The sequence below is a fragment of the Coprobacter fastidiosus genome, from assembly GCF_030296935.1.
GTDB lineage: Bacteria > Bacteroidota > Bacteroidia > Bacteroidales > Coprobacteraceae > Coprobacter > Coprobacter fastidiosus.
Genome location: NZ_AP028032.1, coordinates 1353291 through 1371881, shown reverse-complemented (window position 1 = coordinate 1371881; position 18591 = coordinate 1353291). Strand labels below are relative to the sequence as shown.

The window sequence follows — 18591 nt, the reverse complement described above, 5'->3', positions numbered from 1 at the left end:
TTTTGAAAAATATGTCCGGTATGGAAAATATGGAATTTATCGTTCCGTTAGAAAAATGGTATTTAGAGAATAAAAGAGATTTGCCTTGGCGGAATACTACCGATCCGTATGTTATCTGGATATCGGAGGTAATTCTTCAGCAAACCCGAGTTATACAAGGACTTGATTATTTTAACCGCTTTATGACTCGTTTCCCGGATGTAGCCTCTTTGGCGGAAGCTGAAGAGGATGAGGTTTTGAAGTATTGGCAGGGACTCGGGTATTATAGTCGTGCTCGTAATTTACATACTGCCGCTCGGCAAATTATGGACGATTTTGGAGGGCTTTTTCCGAAAAATTATAGGGATGTGCTCTCTTTAAAAGGTATAGGAGAATATACGGCAGCGGCAATTTGTTCGTTTGCATATCGTCAACCTTATGCTGTTGTCGATGGAAATGTATATCGGGTTTTGGCTCGTCTTTTCGATATAGATGTCCCTATCGATTCGACTCCGGGGAAAAAACTTTTTGTAAAACTGGCTTCAGATCTTTTGGACAAGAAACGTCCCGATGTGTATAATCAGGCGATTATGGAGTTGGGTGCATTGCAGTGTGTACCTCGTTCACCTCATTGTGAGTTGTGTCCTTTATCGGACAAGTGCCTTTCTCTTATTTCGGGACGTGTAGAAAAACTTCCGGTAAAACAAGGTAAAACGGTTGTGAAGCCGCGTTTTTTTAATTATCTCTGTATTTCCTATCAGGGAGATACATGGATACGACAACGCAAAGGAAAAGATATATGGGAGAATTTGTATGAATTTGTGTTGATCGAAACAGATAAAGAGTATTCATTTGAAGAGTTGCAACATACCGAAGAGTACTGTCGGATATTCAACGGTTTAGGAAAAGTAAAAGTGACGGCCTTACCTTTGCAGAAACGTCATGTTTTGTCGCATCGTATTATAAATGCCTATTTTTATTCTATTGAAATAGAGTCCGTTCCGGAAGGACTTTCCGGATATATCCGTATTCCCTATACCGAATTGGAGAATTATGCTGTTTCCCGGTTGACACATATTTATTTGGAACAGCGCAAGTAAATAAATTGAGCTATTTTACTGTTTTATGAATGTTTCTGAAGAAGCTGAAATTTACACTTCCGTATGTTCGTTTTTGATCAAATCCTGGTAGTGTCGAAAAGTCGTATGATTTCGAATGTTCTATTATGAAAATTCCTTCAGGTTTTAGTAATTCCGAATTGAGTACAAGTTCCGGAATTGTGCCGAATTTGGGTAAATCATAAGGTGGATCGGCAAATATAAGATCGAAATTTTCTTTACATGCCGGAATAAATTTGAACACGTCTCCTTTTATCGGGACTAAATTATCTGCGTGCAGTTGTTGCATGACTTTGCGGATAAAGTTATACTGTACCGGATAATTTTCTACACATACTACTTTGGTACATTCTCGTGATAGTAATTCAAAACTGATAGCTCCGGTTCCTGCAAAAAGATCGAGGGCTGTCATACCACTGAAATCGATCAGATTGTTTAATACGTTGAATAAATTTTCCCGGGCAAAATCTGTCGTGGGACGGGCTTTTATATTGGACGGAACGTCAAATCTTCTTTTTCCGTATTTTCCGCTTATAATTCGCATAGAGGTATAACTGTTAAATCGAAAGGAGCTTCGAGGGTTTCTTTTCCTAATTTAAAAAGTTGAGGAGGAAAAATCGACGGCATTACCTGGCGGATATATTCTTGAGCAATGCGAGTTATGATTTGTCGAGGTTCTTTGTCTCCGGTAAGTTGAAGCTCGTCTTTTTCCTGGTCAAATCCTTGTTGCTCCCAAACATTGAGTATATAATAAGCCGCATCATGAATGTCTCCATATTCGAATGAATTGGCGAATAGTAATCCTTTTTTGTTAAAACACGCTATATCTATCCATTTTTTTTGCAGGTGAATATACATTTTAGAATTATTTCCGACTTTACTTCGCTTATAGAAGTATTCGCATAAAGGAGTCAGTTGATGCAAAAACAGAGGATTGTCGAAAGTCCTTTTTAGAAAAGCATAAATGTCTTTGTTTACACCGAACAGATTATATAACTGATTCCTTTGCCATTCATTGCAAAGGATTTTGTCTGTATGGTCGGGAAAACAAAAATCGTAATATATATTCAGTTTATCAGCTTCCGGTTCAATGGATTGGGGAATGAGCGTGAATCGGGAAGATTGTAGTATTATATATGTTTTACGAAAAGTTTTTAATAAAACGGGTTGATTATACACTGCTTCTTCAATAGATTGAAGAGGGGTATTTCCGGTCGGCGGAAATACGATATTTTGTCCTTTGTAAGAGTTGTTGGTTGTCGGATCGGATATGGCAAAATAACATCCGTCGTTTCTCAAACGAATCGATAAAATGTAATTCTCCGTTTTTTCAGGAGGTGTTATTTTGTATATTTGTTCTCCCATAATTCTTTTTCTGGATATTGCCAGTTTAGACAGACTCTTAAAGCCAGATTCTTATTGCAAAAATAGCAAAAGAAAACGGTATGACCTATTTTTGTATTCTACTTTATTTTTAAATAAGATGATAAACGAATTTTTTATTCGAAAATTTGCAGATAATTTGTCATATGCTCCTACGGAGGAGCAGGCCGAACTGATTGCGCGACTTGCCATGTTTCTTTTCGATCGGGATTCCCGATCTTTGTTTTTAATTAACGGATATGCAGGTACGGGTAAAACTTCTTTGATCGGAGCATTGGTACGGACTTTGTCCGGGTTTCAACGGAAGACCGTTCTGTTAGCACCTACGGGTAGAGCTGCAAAAGTTTTTGCAGGCTATGCAGTTCATCCGGCTTATACGATTCATAAAAAGATATATCGGCAAAAAGTTTTTTCGGCAGATTATGAGGGTTTTCAGATAACCGACAATCTGCATAAAGATACATTGTTTATTGTCGATGAGGCTTCTATGATTGCCAATGGTGGCGGTGAACAGATGATATATGGTTCAGGCCGGTTATTAGATGATTTGGTAGAATATGTTTATGCGGGAGAAGGTTGTCGCTTGATTTTATTGGGTGATTCGGCTCAGTTGCCTCCGGTAGGACAGACTCGAAGCCCTGCACTTGAGAAAAGTAGTCTGATGAAATACGGGTTGTCTGTTATAGATTTTGAATTACGTCAGGTTGCTCGTCAGTCAGATGATTCAGGAATTCTTTTTAATGCTACCCGCTTGCGTATGTTGATGGGCGAAAATCCGTTACCGCTTCCGAAAATACGTTTGCAAGGTTACACTGATGTGCAGCGGGTCGGGGGTGAGGATTTGATCGAAACTTTATCTTCTGCGTATAGTCGGGACGGTATGGATGACACAATTGTAATAACACGTTCCAATAAACGTGCCGGGATTTTTAATCAAGGAATTCGCAATCAGATACTTTATCGGGAAGAAGAGCTTACTTCGGGAGACTTGCTTTTGGTTGCGAAGAATAACTATTTTTGGAGTCGGGAGTATAAAGATCTCGATTTTATAGCCAATGGAGATGTCGCCCGTGTTGTGAAGGTGAGGAATACTCGTGAAATGTACGGATTTCGTTTTGCTGATGTTGCACTTTATTTTCCTGATTATGATGTGGAAATAGAATCTAAAATTATCCTGGATACATTGATGTCCGATGCTCCTTCCTTAACTATGGAAATGAATAATCGTCTTTTTATGAATGTTTTTGAGGATTATTATGATATTCCTAATAAACGAGAGAAGATGAAAAAAATAAAAGTTGATCCTTGGTTTAATGCTTTACAAGTAAAATATGCATACGCTGTTACTTGTCATAAAGCTCAAGGAGGACAATGGAAGAATGTATTTGTGGATATGGGGTATATACGTGCCGAAGGGCTTGAACTGGATTTCCTTCGATGGCTTTATACAGCGTTTACCAGGGCTACGGAGCATCTTTATTTAATAAATTTGGAACAAAATCTCGCAGAAGATAAATTAGAGTTATAATACAGGGCTTAATAATCGTACTACCGATTCGCATATTTTATGCCAAAGGGGTCTTTTTTTCCATAAATTCAGAGTGATGCGTCTGCATTTTTTTTGATCGTCCAAAAAGATATTTTTCATTTGTGTGGTGAGCTCCTTACTATACATGAACGCATTTATTTCAAAATTGTGGTCGAAACTTCTGAAATCCAGATTTGTTGATCCTATCGTTGAAAATTCATTGTCGATCGTGATGCTTTTGGCATGAAGAAAACCGTTCTGATAAAAATATATTTTAATGCCGGCTTTTAGCATAGAGGTCAGGTATGAGTGAGATGCTAATTGCAGGATGGGAGAATCAGACTTTTCTGGCAACATTAATCTTACATCTACTTTAGAAAGTGCTGCGACCTGCAAAGCTTTCATCAGACTTTCAGTAGGCAGAAAATACGGAGTCTGTATGTATATATGCTGTTTGGCGTTTGAAATGGCTTTCAGGAATGAAAGCGAAATACCTTTCCATTCACCTATCGGGCCGCTGGTGAGAATTTGAACATTTATGTTTCCGGTACGTGGTACGGGCGGAAAGTAGATGTTGTCGGACAGCAACTCTCTTGTCGTAAAACTCCAGTCGATAGAAAATGCAGTTTGTAATCCGTACACGGCAGGGCCGGTAATCCGTATGTGCGTATCTCTCCATATTCCCCATGCCACACCATCTTGATATCTGTCGGCGATATTCATTCCTCCGACATATCCTATTTTCCCGTCTATGATGACTATTTTTCGGTGGTTTCGGTAATTCAGTTTATTGGCTAATTGAGGAAAAGTGACTTTTAGAAATGGGCGTACATCGACACCCGCTGCCTCCATTTCGTCAAAAAAATGCTGTTTCACTTTCCAGCAACCCACATCATCATAAATAACTCGTACGATTACTCCTTCCTTAACTTTATCGATTAAAAGTTGTTTAATCGTATTTCCGAGTCGGTCGTTGGCAAAAATATAATATTGCAGGTGAATGAATGTTTGGGCATTTTTAATATCTTCTATCAAAGAGGCGAATTTATCTTTTCCGTTGGTAAAAACTGTTACTTCATTACCGGGATGCAGTCCTGATTTCCCGAGTGTGTATGCCAATCGTATTTGTTGTTTACTTTCTTCGGATAAAGGCATTTCTTGTAGATCTACATCGGGGTCTTCTGTAAGTTGTTGAAGTTTTCTTTTCCCTTTTCGTGAAATCATGTGCTGTCTTCTATATTCCTGACCGAAGAAGAAGTAAAAGACGATGCCGACAATGGGTAGGAAGAGAAGAACGACTATCCACGCAATACTTTTTACCGGATTGCGGTTTTCCGATATAATAACCAAAATTGTACCTATAATAGTGATCAGATATATTACGTACAGACTATTATATACCCACTGATCGATGTTTTGAATTATATTCAGATAAAGCATGGAATCGGTTATTTTGGATATTTTTTGAAAAGCTAAATTAAGTATAAAAAATGAATTTATCAATATTTATGTCGATAAGAACCTATCTAAATTTTGTGTGGGGGAGGTTTTGAGAATTTTTTAGAGGCTATTTTGTTTTTTTATAAGGATGATAACGGGCTATCTGATGAATAAAAGCGGGGAAACCGATTGGAAAAATATAGAGATAACCCGATATAATTTCCTGCATCGGAAAATTTAAGCAGGTTCTAAAGAAAATATACATGATAATGAATTAAAAAATAATACTTTTGCACTCGTTTTAATACAATAGGCAATACTCTATTGTTTTCTTGATAAATTTCAGGTAGAGATATTTTTGAGGAGAATGAAGAAAGATTATTTGAATGATGTGTTTAAAACACTCTTGTGGACATTGTTGTTCCTCGTGTTGTTTTCATTCGTTCCCGAGATAAAAGTAGGTTCGTTTACTTCCCGCAAAGTAGATATGCTTTCCGATATTCGTCTGGTGAAACCGCAGTCGCATGCGAAAGGACCGGATCGGCCTGTTATTGCCGATTCCGATACGCTTGTTGTAAAGAGAGATACGGTCGTTCGGCAAAAAAAGCCTGTACACAAACCTAGTGGAGTCGTTTTATTTGAAGATTATTCTGAAGACGGATCGGGATTGAATCGCTTTTGTCATGCGCTGGATGAAGTGAAAAAACGTCCGGTGAGAATAGCTTTTCTGGGAGATTCTTTTATAGAGGCCGATATTTTGACTCAGAATATTCGAGAAGAATTGCAAGAACGTTTTGGTGGGAGAGGAGTCGGGTATGTTCCTATGGCTTCGATGACAGCGGGTTTTCGACGGACGGTCAGACATCAGTTCGATCATTGGTCGACCGTGTCGACTGTGAGTCATACAAAGCTGGATAAAAATAGTATTTTTATAGCCGGTCAATATTTTATACCTGAAGACGGAGTATCTGCAACTTTTAAAGGTACTTCGTCATTGAAAGGGCTGAGTGCTTTTGGTTCAGCGAAATTTTTGTTTGTAAATCGGGAGAATACGGAGATTCGTTTAGCGATCAATAAGGAGGATGCTCGTGTGTATAAACCGCTTTCGGCAGATAGTTTGCAATGTATCGAAATAGAAGGTGAAATTTCTTCGTTGGATATTAAGTTATCTCATCCGTCGGGATTTACGGCCTTTGGAGTGTATTTAAATGACAAAATCGGGATATGTGTCGATAACTACTCTTTGAGAGGTACTTCCGGAACAAATTTGTCTCAGGTAAATGTTTCTCTTAGCCGTGAAATGTCCCGATATGTAGATTATGATTTGATCGTATTGGAATACGGGCAAAATGTCGTTTCTAAAGATGTTTATGATTATCGTGCATATACCAACCGAATGATAAAAGTCGTTCGACATTTAAAAGAGTGCTATCCCGATTCGGATATTCTCATTATGGGAATCGGTGATCGGAGCAGGCGGGGAACAAACGGATTTGAAACGATGCCCGAGATATACGAAATGATTGCAGCCCAGCGAAAAATCGCACGAGATACGAAATCTGTTTTTTGGGATACTTTTATGGCGATGGGAGGGGAGAACAGTATGGTCTCTTATGTAGAGCATAAACCGGTTTGGGCAAATAAAGATTATACCCATATTACACATGCCGGAGGACGTCCGATAGCAAAAAAATTTGTTGAAGCATTGATGTATCGTTATAATCAGGAGTCTGGATTATGAGATATTTTACCGTTATTTCCATACTTGTATTTTCTTTGTGCTTTTTTCGTGTAACGAATGCACAAACGAATATATCCGTTACTGTCAAGGATAGTTTGACGGAATATCCTTTTATTCGTGTGAAAGAAAATATTTTGTCCGATTCTTTAAATACGATGGCTTTGTTTTATGAAAAATTGAAGATTTTGAAGTCGGATACAGATACGGTTCGGAAAGTAGTTAATATTCTTCATCTTGGGGATTCCCATATTCAGGCCGGTTTCTTGAGCGGACAAATGATGAGCCGTTTTCACTCCGATTTTGGAAATGCGGGTAGAGGACTGATCGTCCCTTTGAAATTGATCAAGAGTAATGAGCCTCGTGACTATGCAATCCGTTCGACAGCATCGTGGTTCGGGAGTCGGTGCGTTGATCGCAAAAATTATCCGTGTCCGGGACTCGGAGGAATGGCTGTCGCAACTCGGGATACATCTTTCTTTTTTGATATTGCAACTTTGAGTAAGACCGATTCTTGCAATGCTTTTTGTTCGGTAACGGTTTTTCATCATCCGAGGACATCGCCTTTATCTGTCATTTCGCAAAAAAAAGGAGTGAATTATTATCCTACTCGGTGGCCGTTTGCTTCTCGTATCGAATTAGATACATTAGTATGTAACCTGCATTTGAAGGGGCAGTCTATGTTCGGCGATACGAGTATTTATTATGCTATGAGTCTTGAAAACCGAAATTCGGGTATATTATATCACTCATCGGGTATTAACGGGAGTTGTTATTCTCATTATGTCGAGGCCGGACAAGTTTTGAATCAGACTGCGGCGTTGACTCCGGATCTTATCATTTTATCATTGGGAACGAATGAAGCTTTCGGAAAATGTGACCAAAAAGATATTTATGACCAGATAGATCGGGTAGTGTCTATGTTGCGGGATATTCATCCCGGAGCAGTATTTCTGTTGACTACACCTCCTGAATGTCATCGGCGAGTCCGGCGAAAGGGGAAAAAGAAGTATTATTATACCTATGTTACTAATACAAAAGTCGAGAAGGTTGCTGAAACAATCCGTAGGTATGCCGTCGATAAAGGCCTCGCCTGTTGGGACCTTTTCTCTATATCCGGAGGTCGGGGATCAGCTAAATCATGGGTGAAATATCAGCTTTCGGCGCGAGACAGGATACATTTTAATATAAAGGGATATGAATTGCAGGGAAACTTGCTGTATGATGCGATTATAAAAGGTTATAACGATTATGTTGGAAAATAATAATTGGTTGGGTGAGATATTTGAAAAGCTTGGATTGGATATTCATAAATTGGGTGTTCAGTTTCTATATGATCCGAATAACCCGATGTTGTTCAATAGCGGTTTTTTCTTTTTCTTGTTCCTTGCATTTTTGTTTTTATACCGCTATTGCCGCAAAAATGAACTGTTGCGGAATCTATATGTAATGTTGTTTTCATTCTATTTCTATTATAAATCGAGCGGTATTTATTTATTGGTGCTTATATTTGTCTGTACATTCGATTTTTTTATAGGCAGACTTTTGTATCGTACAGAACGAAAAGTATCACGCAAATGGTTAGTTACATTAAGCCTTATCGTTAATATTTGCATGTTAGGGTATTTTAAATATACCAATTTTATTTTCGATCTGTTTTATAGTGCTGTCAACAGACAATTCGAACCATTCGATATTGTTTTGCCCGTAGGGATTTCGTTTTTTACTTTTCAGTCGATGAGCTATATCATCGATATTTACCGCAAACAGATAGAACCTTTGCAAAGATGGCGGGATTATGCTTTTTATGTTTCCTTTTTCCCCCAATTAGTTGCCGGGCCTATTGTCAGGGCACGAGATTTTATTCCACAGATGAAACAGCCGGTTTTTGTTTCCGGAGAAATGTTCGGTCGGGGTATGTTTCTTATCATGGCTGGTCTGTTTAAAAAGGTCATTATATCCGACTATATCAGTCTTAATTTCGTAGATCGCATTTTTGATAATCCGACATTATATACCGGTTTTGAAAATTTGATGGGAGTATATGCTTACGCTTTACAGATATATTGTGATTTTTCAGGTTATTCCGATATGGCGATAGGAATAGCGTTGTTGTTAGGCTTTCGTTTTAACATCAATTTTGATTCTCCATATAAATCGACATCGATTACCGAGTTTTGGAGACGGTGGCATATTTCTTTGTCTTCATGGTTAAGAGACTATCTGTATATATCTATGGGGGGCAATCGTAAAGGTAAAGTCCGTACCTATATCAATCTGATGCTGACTATGTTGATCGGCGGATTCTGGCATGGAGCTTCTTTGCTGTTCGTTTTGTGGGGTGCTTGGCACGGATTGTTATTGGTACTTCATAAATGGTTCAGAAGCATATTTCCTGCATCTAAAGAAGTGCGCAGCCGTTGGTATTGGACTAATGTTTTAAGCATAATCCTCACATTTAATTTGGTCTGTATTGGTTGGGTATTTTTCAGGTCTCCCTCTATGGAGGTGGCAAAGTCTGTATTTTCCCGTATTTTCACCGAATTTCATCCGGAGATTGTTTGGGATTTTATATCGGGATATGCCAATGTCTTGTTTTTTATCTGTTTAGGATTTTTGTTGCATTTTCTTCCACATCGTTATTCTGAGGGAATGGCAAGGAAAATAGAAATGTCTCCGGTTTCCGTTAAGGCATTTGCGTTTGCATTGTTGATTGTGTTGGTAATACAGATAAAATCGAGTGAGTTGCAGCCGTTCATTTATTTTCAGTTTTAGAGCTTATTGTCTAAATTTTGCTTGAAATTTGATTGAGAGTTGTTTTTATTATGTCGGATGGTGTGAGACTATTGCTATTCTGCATGGTTTGTCGAAGCCTTGAAAAAGGTAGTGATAAATAGATTTTTACGCCTATTTTGTATTTGGGGAAATGAAAAAAGAATAAATATTTATGATAAATTGTTATAGAAAGTGATAGGATAATGTAAAAAACGTATATTTGCAAAAAGAGGTTCTTTTTCGGAAGAAAAAAGAATTTGGTTGTAATAACAAAATGCGTTTGTCCAAGTGAGATGTAGGAAATTTTACAAAAGTAAACAAACGCGGAGTAGGCGCAGCAATTCCCTTTGGTGTAATTATACGGAACTTTTAAACGTATTCTTTACAGTATTGGGGGTATGCCTGCTGACTTTACTGCCTTTTGGGCTTCCTACAGCCTCACTTGGGTAAAGTTCAGTGGTGTATATCCCCCTTTTTATATTTTCTAATATAGAAAACGACAAAATACCCTCTGAAAACAATTAACATCCGACCTCTTTCCTTGTAGATTTTATTTAGTAAAATTAGTCATTCACACGAAAATATAGAATATGGATAGTGATCGGCCAACTTAAAAACGTATATTTGCAGTAAACAGATTTCTTTTCGGATGAAAAGAGATTGCGATTGCGACGATAAAATGCACTTGTTCAAGTGAAATGTAGGAAATTTTGCAGGGCGACGAGTGCAGAGTAGGCGAAGCAATCCCCCACGATGTAATTATACGTTGTCATGCTTTCTTAGAAGTATGGTATTTGTTCGTATATAAAAATCGGGGGGATATGCCCGCTGACTTTACCGCTTTAAGGCCTCCTACAGCCTCACTTGAGTAATGTTCAGCGTGGTGTATCTCCCTTTCTTTGTGTCCCCGCTAACACAAAAAAACAGGAAAAACACATATACCTGACCGCTTATCGTACCTCAATCGCACACATTCGTAAATTCAGATTATTTTCGGCTAAGACCCGACAATAGAAAAATCTGTCGATATTGCGATGATGAGTAATAATGACCCTTTTATTCGTACAGAGGTTATTATTACCTGTAAAAATTTTCAACGAAAATAAAATTGGAAAGGCACACGAGTACAACTCCATGAGTGCTTGGACTGGAAATCCAGTCCAATGTCCCTCTTCCTCCGGGAAGAGGGATTTCAAACAAGGACTATGTAAAAAACAATTTCCCCTATGTATGAAAGACTCTGTATCTTATAATTTGATAATGGTATTGACCAATGAAGCCATGCCGGACTATATTCTCGTCGTATATTCGGACAGCGATAAAATACATACTGGAGTTATGCGGGGAGGAAACTGACAGACATTTATAATGAAGTTTACGCAAATAATAATAGTACACCTTAAAAATTGTCGTACATTTGTATAGATATTTTTGACGGATTTTTAAATCGTTTTTTGTAGTAGCTTTGTTAATAATTCATTTTAAAAAGGATTTATTTAAGAAAAAGATTATCTTTGTATAATAACTTGAAAAATGATTGTTATGAAGAGGTATTTAAGTCAGATTATATTATTGATGATGTTCGTCCCTGTTTTTGCTCAGGAAAAAAGTAATTCAGGCAGTGGCGATGTAAAAGTGTTGAACGCTTCGATTTTTACTGCCGAAACGGCAAAAGGTGTTGTTTTGGTGGATTTTTGGGCAACATGGTGTCCTCCATGTCGGCAGATGTCTCCGATTGTCGATGAAATAGCTAAAGAATTGAAAGGAAAGGTCAAATTTGGAAAAGTAGATGTCGATTCGAATAAAGATTTGGCTACAAAATATCAAATAAGATCGATTCCGACATTTATTCTTTTTAAGAACGGGAAAAAAGTAGATCAGATTGTCGGAGCTGTGGAGAAAAAAGATCTGAAAGATTTTGTATTGAAGCATGTCGATAAGAAGTAAAAGAAGATCGAATAATATTTAGCGGGAATCTGTCCGAATTGATAAGTTCGGACAGATTTTGTTTTATGGAGTAGTTTTATTTTATGTTAATTGTAATGCGAGGTTTATTTATTGCGTTTGTAGCTTTTTTGTATTCAGGTTTACTATATGCCGGTGACGGTTCTGTTTCTTCCCCTTTTACGGTAGAAGAAGCATTGTCGAAGAAAAACAACAATATGTTGTGTTATGTGAGCGGTTATATTGTAGGAGAATATGTTAATTATAGTAATAATAAGCATTTTTATAATATGGCTCCTCCATTTGAAGGGACATCTACTTATCTAATTGCGGATATGCCTTTTGAATACAGGCTCGAAAAATGTATGACTGTGCAGTTAGGAGCGGCTAATACGGATATTTGTAATTTAGATGAATATCCTGTGTATTGGAATAAGAAGTTGCTTTTGCAAGGTAATTTGTCTTTATTTCAGACATTACCGGGGATTAAGAATCTCAAGAATTTTGTTTTACCCGAACAACCGTTAGAAGATGAAACGGTATATTGGAATATTTTTGAAGATTTTGAAACAAAGAATGGATATAAGCCTGTTTCTGGAGATATGTATGGAGGAGGAGTTTTTTATGGAGAGGATAATGCGATTCCTTGGGTATTCGAAGGTGCTACTTTAGGTGAAACAGGAAAAGATGCCAAATGGGACGGAGCTTCGGCTCATTTGCGGTTGACGGAGAGTACGTCTGGTAATCCCGGAGCTATTTATATGAAAGAGGATAAGTCGAATGGGATCGGTTACATTCGTTTTTGGGCTGCGTTTTATGATACCGATAAAAAAGGACGGATTGCGGTTTATATTTCAGGTGATCAGGGTGAATCTTGGGAGAGCGTGGCTTCTGGACTTACTCCTGAAAAGACTCTGAAAGAGTTTCAGGTATTGGTGAATCGGCCTGGAAACTATCGGGTGAAAATCGCTAAATCTGAAAATTCTTCTGATGGTGTTAACATCGATAATATTCGTATTAGCGATTATTTGCAACCGTCTGCTGTTATTCGTTCAGAGAAGGATGATACTTTTAGCGTATCGGCAAATAACGGAATATTATCTTTGAGTTTTACAGATGAAGTTGATGGCGTCGATATATATACGATAAACGGCTCTTTAGCCTTTTCGATAAAAGATCGTATAGAACATATTTCTATACCTCTATTGCCGGGAGTGTATATTATACGATGTGGATCGTATATTCGGAAAATTGTATTATAGTCTTGATAAAGCCGTTTAAGAGTCGGAACTTGTGAATAGCACATTGTTTACATTGGGTAGAGGAATCGGGCAAGTAATGTTTCAGAACAATGCTTTGTCCGGAATAATAATGCTATTGGGGATATTTCTCAATTCATGGCAGATAGGATTATTGGCTTTAGCCGGTAATGGTGCAGGTACACTGACAGCATACTTGTCGGGATATAAGCAGGAAGATATAAGAGCCGGGTTGTATGGTTTTAACGGTACGTTAGTGGGAATAGCAATAGGCGTATTTATGCAAATTTCGTTGGTATCTTTATTATTGATGATTATCGCATCTGCTTTTTCTACATGGGTTACCCGATTATTCGGTAGTCAAAGATGGTTGCCGGGATTTACAGCCCCGTTTATTATAACAGTATGGTTGTTATTGGGTATATGTTCATTTTTTTTCCCTTCATTATTATTGCCGACATGTTCTTCTGTTATAGAGTGTAAGCCGGACTTGTTTCGTGCGTTCAGTCTGAATATCGGTCAGGTAATGTTTCAGGGTGAGACAATCGTTTCCGGCTTGTTTTTTTTAGCGGCAATTTTTATAAATTCCCGTTTGAATGCTTTTTATGCAGTAATGGCCTCTTTGCTTTCTGTTGTCGTTTCATTATTTTGGGGAGTCGAATATTCGATGTTGAATATGGGGCTGATGGGATATAATGGTGTGTTATGCGCAATTGCTTTAGGAGATAAAACATGGAAAGGCGCATTTTATGCAGTGTTATCTGTCTTGATATCGATATTATTACAGTTTACCGGGATGAAATTTGGAATGGTTACATTAACTGCGCCGTTTGTTTTGTCTGTATGGTGTATAATGGGAATCAATAAATTGGCATCCGGGAAAAAGAGGTTGAACATTCTTGGTTGATAATGTAGCGTCTTTAACTGCCGGAATTTAAACAGGGCTTTTAATGAATGGCTTTCTTTTTAATCGGAAGTTTAGGAAACATTTTCCTGAAACGAACCATATAAGTAGTTATATTTCCTCCTGCGATAATAAGGGTTACAGCCAAAATAATCATTAATATTCCGCAGCATAATCTTGGAGTCAGAACCTCCCCGAAAACGGTTACTCCGAAAAAAACGGCGGTCAGGGGTTCTAATGCTCCGAGAATTGCAGTCGGAGTAGATCCTATATATTGAACAGCCTGAGTAGTACAGAGGAAGGATATGGCTGTCGGGAAAATAGCCAAAGCTATTAAATTTCCCCAAAGATACCATGTATCGACAGTGAGTAAGCTTTTCCCGAAATCGACACGTACCAAAAATAGAGTCATTCCGAATAATAAAATGTAGAAAGTAAGTTTGAGTGTTGCAATTTCTTTTAATATCGACCTGTTGACACCGACTATATAAATTGCATAAGAGAGGGCGGAGACCATTACTAAAATTATTCCGGTCGTGCTAAGAGTTGAACCGCTACTTGTTTTATAGAGTAATCCGATGCCGACTAATGCCAACAAAATACAAGAAATCGTTAGCAGAGTCAGCTTTTCTTTAAAAACGAAAGCCATGATCAGGGCTACCATAATCGGGTAAACAAATAGCAATGTTGATGCAATGCCGGCTTCCATATAATTATAGCTTAAAAATAGCGCTAATGAGGAGAGAGCTACTAATAGCCCCATGATGACCAATGGCAATACTTCTTTTCGTTGTAGTTTGAAGTTACGTCCTCTTGCCTTGATCATGATTCCTAATACCGGAATAGCGAACAGATATCTGAAAAAAAGAACAGAATCCGGATTCATTCCTGCTTTATATAGAGGGAGAGCGAACAGAGGATTCATTCCGTAAGCTGCAGCTGCGATAATACCTAAGATATAACCTTTGGTTTTTGTGTTCATGTTTTTATAATTGAATAATAGATCAACCGTTTGCGTTCTTTTTTCCGTTAAGTATAATTTATCGGAAAAACGACAGCAAAGATACGCTATTGTTTTTGGAAAATATTCTTGTTCGCTATGCATCTTTCTTTTAATTTTGTATTTAACATAGTAGAATTGAATATTCCTTGGAAGATGATGAAAGTAGCTCTATTTATCCCTTGCTATATCAATGCGGTATATCCTCAAGTAGGCATTGCTTCATATAAGTTGCTGAAAAGTTTGGGCGTAGATATTGATTATCCGATAGACCAGACTTGTTGCGGTCAACCGATGGCGAATGCCGGGTTTGAAAATGAAGCAGTTGATTTAGCCCGTCGTTTTGATGAACGTTTTAAAGATTACGATTATATAGTAGGACCTTCGGCAAGTTGTGTCGTATTTGTTCGGGATAATTATGGACGGCTGTTGCAAAAAGATAAGCACCATTGCGCCAGTGAAGGTAAAATATATGATATTTGTGAGTTTATTCATGATGTGATTAAACCGACTTCTCTGAAAGCGAGGTTTCCTCATAAAGTAAGTATCCAGAATAGCTGTCATGGGGTTCGTTTGATGAATTTGTCGTCTCCGAGTGAATTGAATATCCCATATTTCAGTAAATTGCGGGATTTATTGTCTTTGGTGGAAGGAATAGAAATCGTAGAACCGGAACGAAGAGACGAATGTTGTGGTTTCGGCGGTATGTTCGCCATAGAAGAAGATGCCGTATCTGTACAGATGGGACATGATAAAGTAATGCGGCATATAGCTACCGGAGCAGAATATATTGTGGGAGCAGACAGTTCGTGTTTAATGCATCAGAACGGTATTATTCTCCGAGAGAAATTACCGATAAAGACATTGCACATAGTTGAAGTTTTAGCAGCAGGATTATGAGTACGAAGCATTCTAAAGCGGCAGCAGAGTTTTTGAAAAACAAAAAACAGGCTGCATGGCATGATGAAACTCTTTGGTTGGTAAGAGAAAAACGGGATAAATTGAGTAAGGAAGTTCCTGAATGGGAAGAGCTGCGTGATATGGTCTGTGCTACCAAATTATATAGTAACAGCCATTTGGATGAGCTTTTAGTGGAGTTTGAGGCAAATGCGCAGGCAAATGGCGCTCATGTACATTGGGCGAAGGATGGTGAGGAGTATTGTAACATCGTTTATCGCATCTTGGAACAGCATGGTGTCAGGCATTTTATTAAGAGCAAGTCGATGTTGGCGGAGGAGTGTGAATTGAATCCTTTTCTTGAAAGTAAAGGGATTGAGGTAGTGGAGAGTGACTTGGGTGAACGTATTTTGCAATTGATGCATCTTAAACCCAGCCATATTGTTCTTCCTGCTATTCATATAAAGAGAGAACAGGTCGGGAAATTATTCGAAAAAGAGATGGGTACGGAAAAAGGAAATTTTGACCCTACTTATTTAACTCATGCTGCCCGGAAGAATCTTCGCCAAAAATTTATTCATGCAGAAGCCGCAATGACCGGATGCAACTTTGCCGTGGCATCTACGGGTGAAGTTGTCGTGTGTACTAATGAAGGAAATGCCGATATGGGAGTTTCTCAGCCTAAATTGCAGATTGCGGCTTTCGGAATAGAGAAAATTGTTCCGGACCGTAAATCTTTAAGCATATTTACCCGGCTATTGGCGCGTTCGGCAACAGGACAACCTATAACGACATATACCTCTCATTATCGTAAGCCGAGAGCAGGAGGTGAGTTTCATATTATATTGGTCGATAACGGGCGCAGTAAAATTCTTGCAGATCAAAATCACATAAAAGCATTGAATTGCATACGTTGTGGAGCTTGTATGAATACGTGTCCCGTATATCGTAGAAGCGGAGGTTATTCATATACCTATTTTATTCCCGGACCTATAGGTGTCAATTTGGGAATGTTGAAAGCTCCGTTGCAGTATTCAGATAATGTTTCTGCTTGTTCGTTGTGTTATTCATGCTCGAATGTTTGCCCCGCTAAGGTAGATTTGGCAGAACAAATTTATTTGTGGAGACAAGATTTGGATAAATTTAATAAAGCTGATCGAATGAAAAAAATGATGTCCGGAGGTATGAAATTTATAATGAAACGTCCTCCGGTTTTTAATACAGCATTGAGATTAGCCCCGTTATCTAATCACATGCCCCGTTATCTTATTTATAATAAATTGAATACTTGGGGGAATGGTCGTGAGATGCCGCAATTCTCAGGAAAGAGTTTTAATGAAATGTGGAAAAATGGAGATGTGAAGTGAATATGAGCAGTAGAGAAAATATATTGCAGAATATCCGGAATGCTGTGCATAAAAAATATGAAAAACCGGAATTGGAAACTTTGAAAAAGCATGCTTTAGTCTATCCGGATGTGATAATGCAATTTCAAAGTATGGTAAAACAAGTCGGTGGAGAATCGCATCTGTTGAATAAGGGTGAGGATATTAACGATATAATCATAAAAGCATATCCCGAAGCAAAGCGTATAGCTTCTAATATCAGTGAAATTTCTTGTGCGACATTTAATCCGGATGATGTCGCTGACCCGGCGGATTTGGACGGTACGGATCTTGCAATTGTTTCAGGTAAGATCGGTGTAGCGGAAAATGGGGCTGTCTGGATAGAGCAAGATGTAAAGTTGCGAGCTGTTTATTTTATTGCGGAAAAACTCGTTATTTTATTAGATAAGGAGAATATCGTAAATAATATGCACGAGGCATACGAGGAAATCGATACGGGAGAATACGGTTTTGGCGTGTTTATTTCCGGACCGTCTAAAACTGCTGATATAGAGCAAGCATTGGTTATGGGGGCTCATGGTGCGAGAGATGTGATGGTGATATTGAAGTGATGCTGTTAATTTAACTTTTTTGTAAGTAAAAAATCTTTGATCCCTATTGTTATAAAATTTAGAGCGAGAATTTTACGAAATCCAGGCTCTAAATTACCTATATTTGTTTATACGTCTTGCGATAGATTTGTAAAAAAGTCTTCATTATATCTGCTTTTTTATTTGTATTGTTATTTCAGTTCAATATAAATAGTAATTGTGATTCGTTATATAGACGATCTTATAAATTGTTTATACTCATTTTTGATATGGAAATTTGTTTTTCTAAATAAATTGAGTTATCTTGAGACATGAACTTTAAAAATAAAAATGCTATGGAAATGATACCTATCGGAAAAAATGCGGGAATGTTATGGAATCTTTTGGAAAGCGGTTCTGAATTTTCTGTCAGTCAGCTTGTTTCTAAATTAGATATGACACGAGACGATCTTTTTTCTGCTATCGGCTGGTTAGCTCGTGAAGGGAAAATATATTGTCGGAAACAGGATAATGAACTTTTTTTCAGTAATAAATGTATTCAAGGTTATTTTCATTTCGGGTAGTTTTAGAGCCTATAGTCTAAATTTTCCGTCAAAAAATATTATCAAGCCGTCTTTACGTTTTTTTCTAATCTGTTTTTTTAGTTTTCATTTGTGGTAATCCGATATCCTCTTTATAGAAACGGCAAAA

The 18591-nt window shown here is 37.9% G+C and carries 17 protein-coding genes; 13 read left to right on the top strand and 4 right to left on the bottom strand.

The window, feature by feature from the left end; translation table 11 throughout:
- Positions 1-20: 20 nt before the first annotated feature.
- Entirely contained in the window at positions 21-1079 is a 1059-nt protein-coding gene (mutY, locus tag QUE35_RS05470; RefSeq protein WP_031258797.1) for an A/G-specific adenine glycosylase, read from the top strand.
- 10 nt (positions 1080-1089) lie between these two features.
- On the opposite strand, the gene QUE35_RS05465 is transcribed toward mutY, so the two are convergent.
- Positions 1090-1641, bottom strand: a complete 552-nt coding sequence (locus QUE35_RS05465) for an RsmD family RNA methyltransferase (RefSeq protein WP_022390532.1) — start codon at positions 1639-1641, stop codon at positions 1090-1092.
- Complete coding sequence (locus tag QUE35_RS05460; RefSeq protein WP_009318860.1) at positions 1629-2462, bottom strand: DUF3822 family protein; 834 nt, start codon at positions 2460-2462, stop codon at positions 1629-1631. The genes QUE35_RS05465 and QUE35_RS05460 overlap by 13 nt, the downstream gene beginning before the upstream one ends.
- Positions 2463-2580: 118 nt before the next feature.
- On the opposite strand from QUE35_RS05460, the gene QUE35_RS05455 reads away from it, so the two are divergent.
- Positions 2581-4008, top strand: coding sequence for an ATP-dependent DNA helicase (locus QUE35_RS05455; RefSeq protein WP_022601966.1), 1428 nt, complete (start codon positions 2581-2583; stop codon positions 4006-4008).
- Here the strand turns inward: QUE35_RS05455 and cls are convergent.
- Positions 4003-5448: a cardiolipin synthase gene (gene cls, locus QUE35_RS05450; protein ID WP_009318862.1), complete on the bottom strand. Its 1446-nt coding sequence runs from the start codon at positions 5446-5448 to the stop codon at positions 4003-4005. The two genes, QUE35_RS05455 and cls, sit on opposite strands and share 6 nt — an antisense overlap.
- A gap of 367 nt (positions 5449-5815) precedes the next feature.
- Here cls and QUE35_RS05445 point away from each other — a divergent pair, with 367 nt between their 5' ends.
- The 7 genes from QUE35_RS05445 (at position 5816) to QUE35_RS05415 (ending at position 14071) form a co-directional block, all read left to right on the top strand.
- Entirely contained in the window at positions 5816-7189 is a 1374-nt protein-coding gene (locus QUE35_RS05445) for an SGNH/GDSL hydrolase family protein (RefSeq protein ID WP_022601962.1), read from the top strand.
- On the top strand, positions 7186-8451 hold the full coding sequence (locus QUE35_RS05440; RefSeq protein ID WP_022601960.1) for a GDSL-type esterase/lipase family protein: 1266 nt from the start codon (positions 7186-7188) through the stop codon (positions 8449-8451). Before QUE35_RS05445 ends, QUE35_RS05440 begins: the two co-directional genes overlap by 4 nt.
- On the top strand, positions 8438-9961 hold the full coding sequence (locus QUE35_RS05435) for an MBOAT family O-acyltransferase (protein ID WP_022601959.1): 1524 nt from the start codon (positions 8438-8440) through the stop codon (positions 9959-9961). The genes QUE35_RS05440 and QUE35_RS05435 overlap by 14 nt, the downstream gene beginning before the upstream one ends.
- Before the next feature lie 1230 nt (positions 9962-11191).
- The gene (locus QUE35_RS05430; protein WP_256998648.1) at positions 11192-11317 is read left to right on the top strand and encodes a hypothetical protein; all 126 of its coding nucleotides are present in this window, start codon (positions 11192-11194) and stop codon (positions 11315-11317) included.
- 186 nt (positions 11318-11503) lie between these two features.
- On the top strand, positions 11504-11908 hold the full coding sequence (gene trxA, locus QUE35_RS05425; RefSeq protein WP_022601955.1) for a thioredoxin: 405 nt from the start codon (positions 11504-11506) through the stop codon (positions 11906-11908).
- A 95-nt stretch (positions 11909-12003) separates the two neighbouring features.
- Positions 12004-13167, top strand: coding sequence for a DUF6359 domain-containing protein (locus QUE35_RS05420; RefSeq protein ID WP_022601953.1), 1164 nt, complete (start codon positions 12004-12006; stop codon positions 13165-13167).
- 31 nt (positions 13168-13198) lie between these two features.
- Positions 13199-14071 (top strand): urea transporter, encoded by an 873-nt coding sequence (locus QUE35_RS05415; protein WP_031258794.1) that lies wholly within the window; start codon positions 13199-13201, stop codon positions 14069-14071.
- A gap of 40 nt (positions 14072-14111) precedes the next feature.
- On the opposite strand, the gene QUE35_RS05410 is transcribed toward QUE35_RS05415, so the two are convergent.
- Positions 14112-15050 (bottom strand): DMT family transporter, encoded by a 939-nt coding sequence (locus QUE35_RS05410; RefSeq protein WP_009318871.1) that lies wholly within the window; start codon positions 15048-15050, stop codon positions 14112-14114.
- Positions 15051-15227: 177 nt separating this feature from the next.
- Here QUE35_RS05410 and QUE35_RS05405 point away from each other — a divergent pair, with 177 nt between their 5' ends.
- From QUE35_RS05405 to QUE35_RS05390, 4 genes are all read left to right on the top strand, one after another.
- Positions 15228-15968 carry a (Fe-S)-binding protein gene (locus tag QUE35_RS05405; protein WP_031258792.1) on the top strand — a complete coding sequence of 247 codons (741 nt, stop codon included), beginning with the start codon at positions 15228-15230 and terminating at the stop codon, positions 15966-15968.
- Positions 15965-17332: a lactate utilization protein B gene (locus tag QUE35_RS05400; RefSeq protein WP_022601947.1), complete on the top strand. Its 1368-nt coding sequence runs from the start codon at positions 15965-15967 to the stop codon at positions 17330-17332. Before QUE35_RS05405 ends, QUE35_RS05400 begins: the two co-directional genes overlap by 4 nt.
- A gap of 2 nt (positions 17333-17334) precedes the next feature.
- Positions 17335-17922, top strand: a complete 588-nt coding sequence (locus QUE35_RS05395) for a LutC/YkgG family protein (RefSeq protein WP_022601945.1) — start codon at positions 17335-17337, stop codon at positions 17920-17922.
- 314 nt (positions 17923-18236) lie between these two features.
- Positions 18237-18464 carry a winged helix-turn-helix domain-containing protein gene (locus tag QUE35_RS05390; protein WP_009318875.1) on the top strand — a complete coding sequence of 76 codons (228 nt, stop codon included), beginning with the start codon at positions 18237-18239 and terminating at the stop codon, positions 18462-18464.
- Positions 18465-18591: the final 127 nt, after the last annotated feature.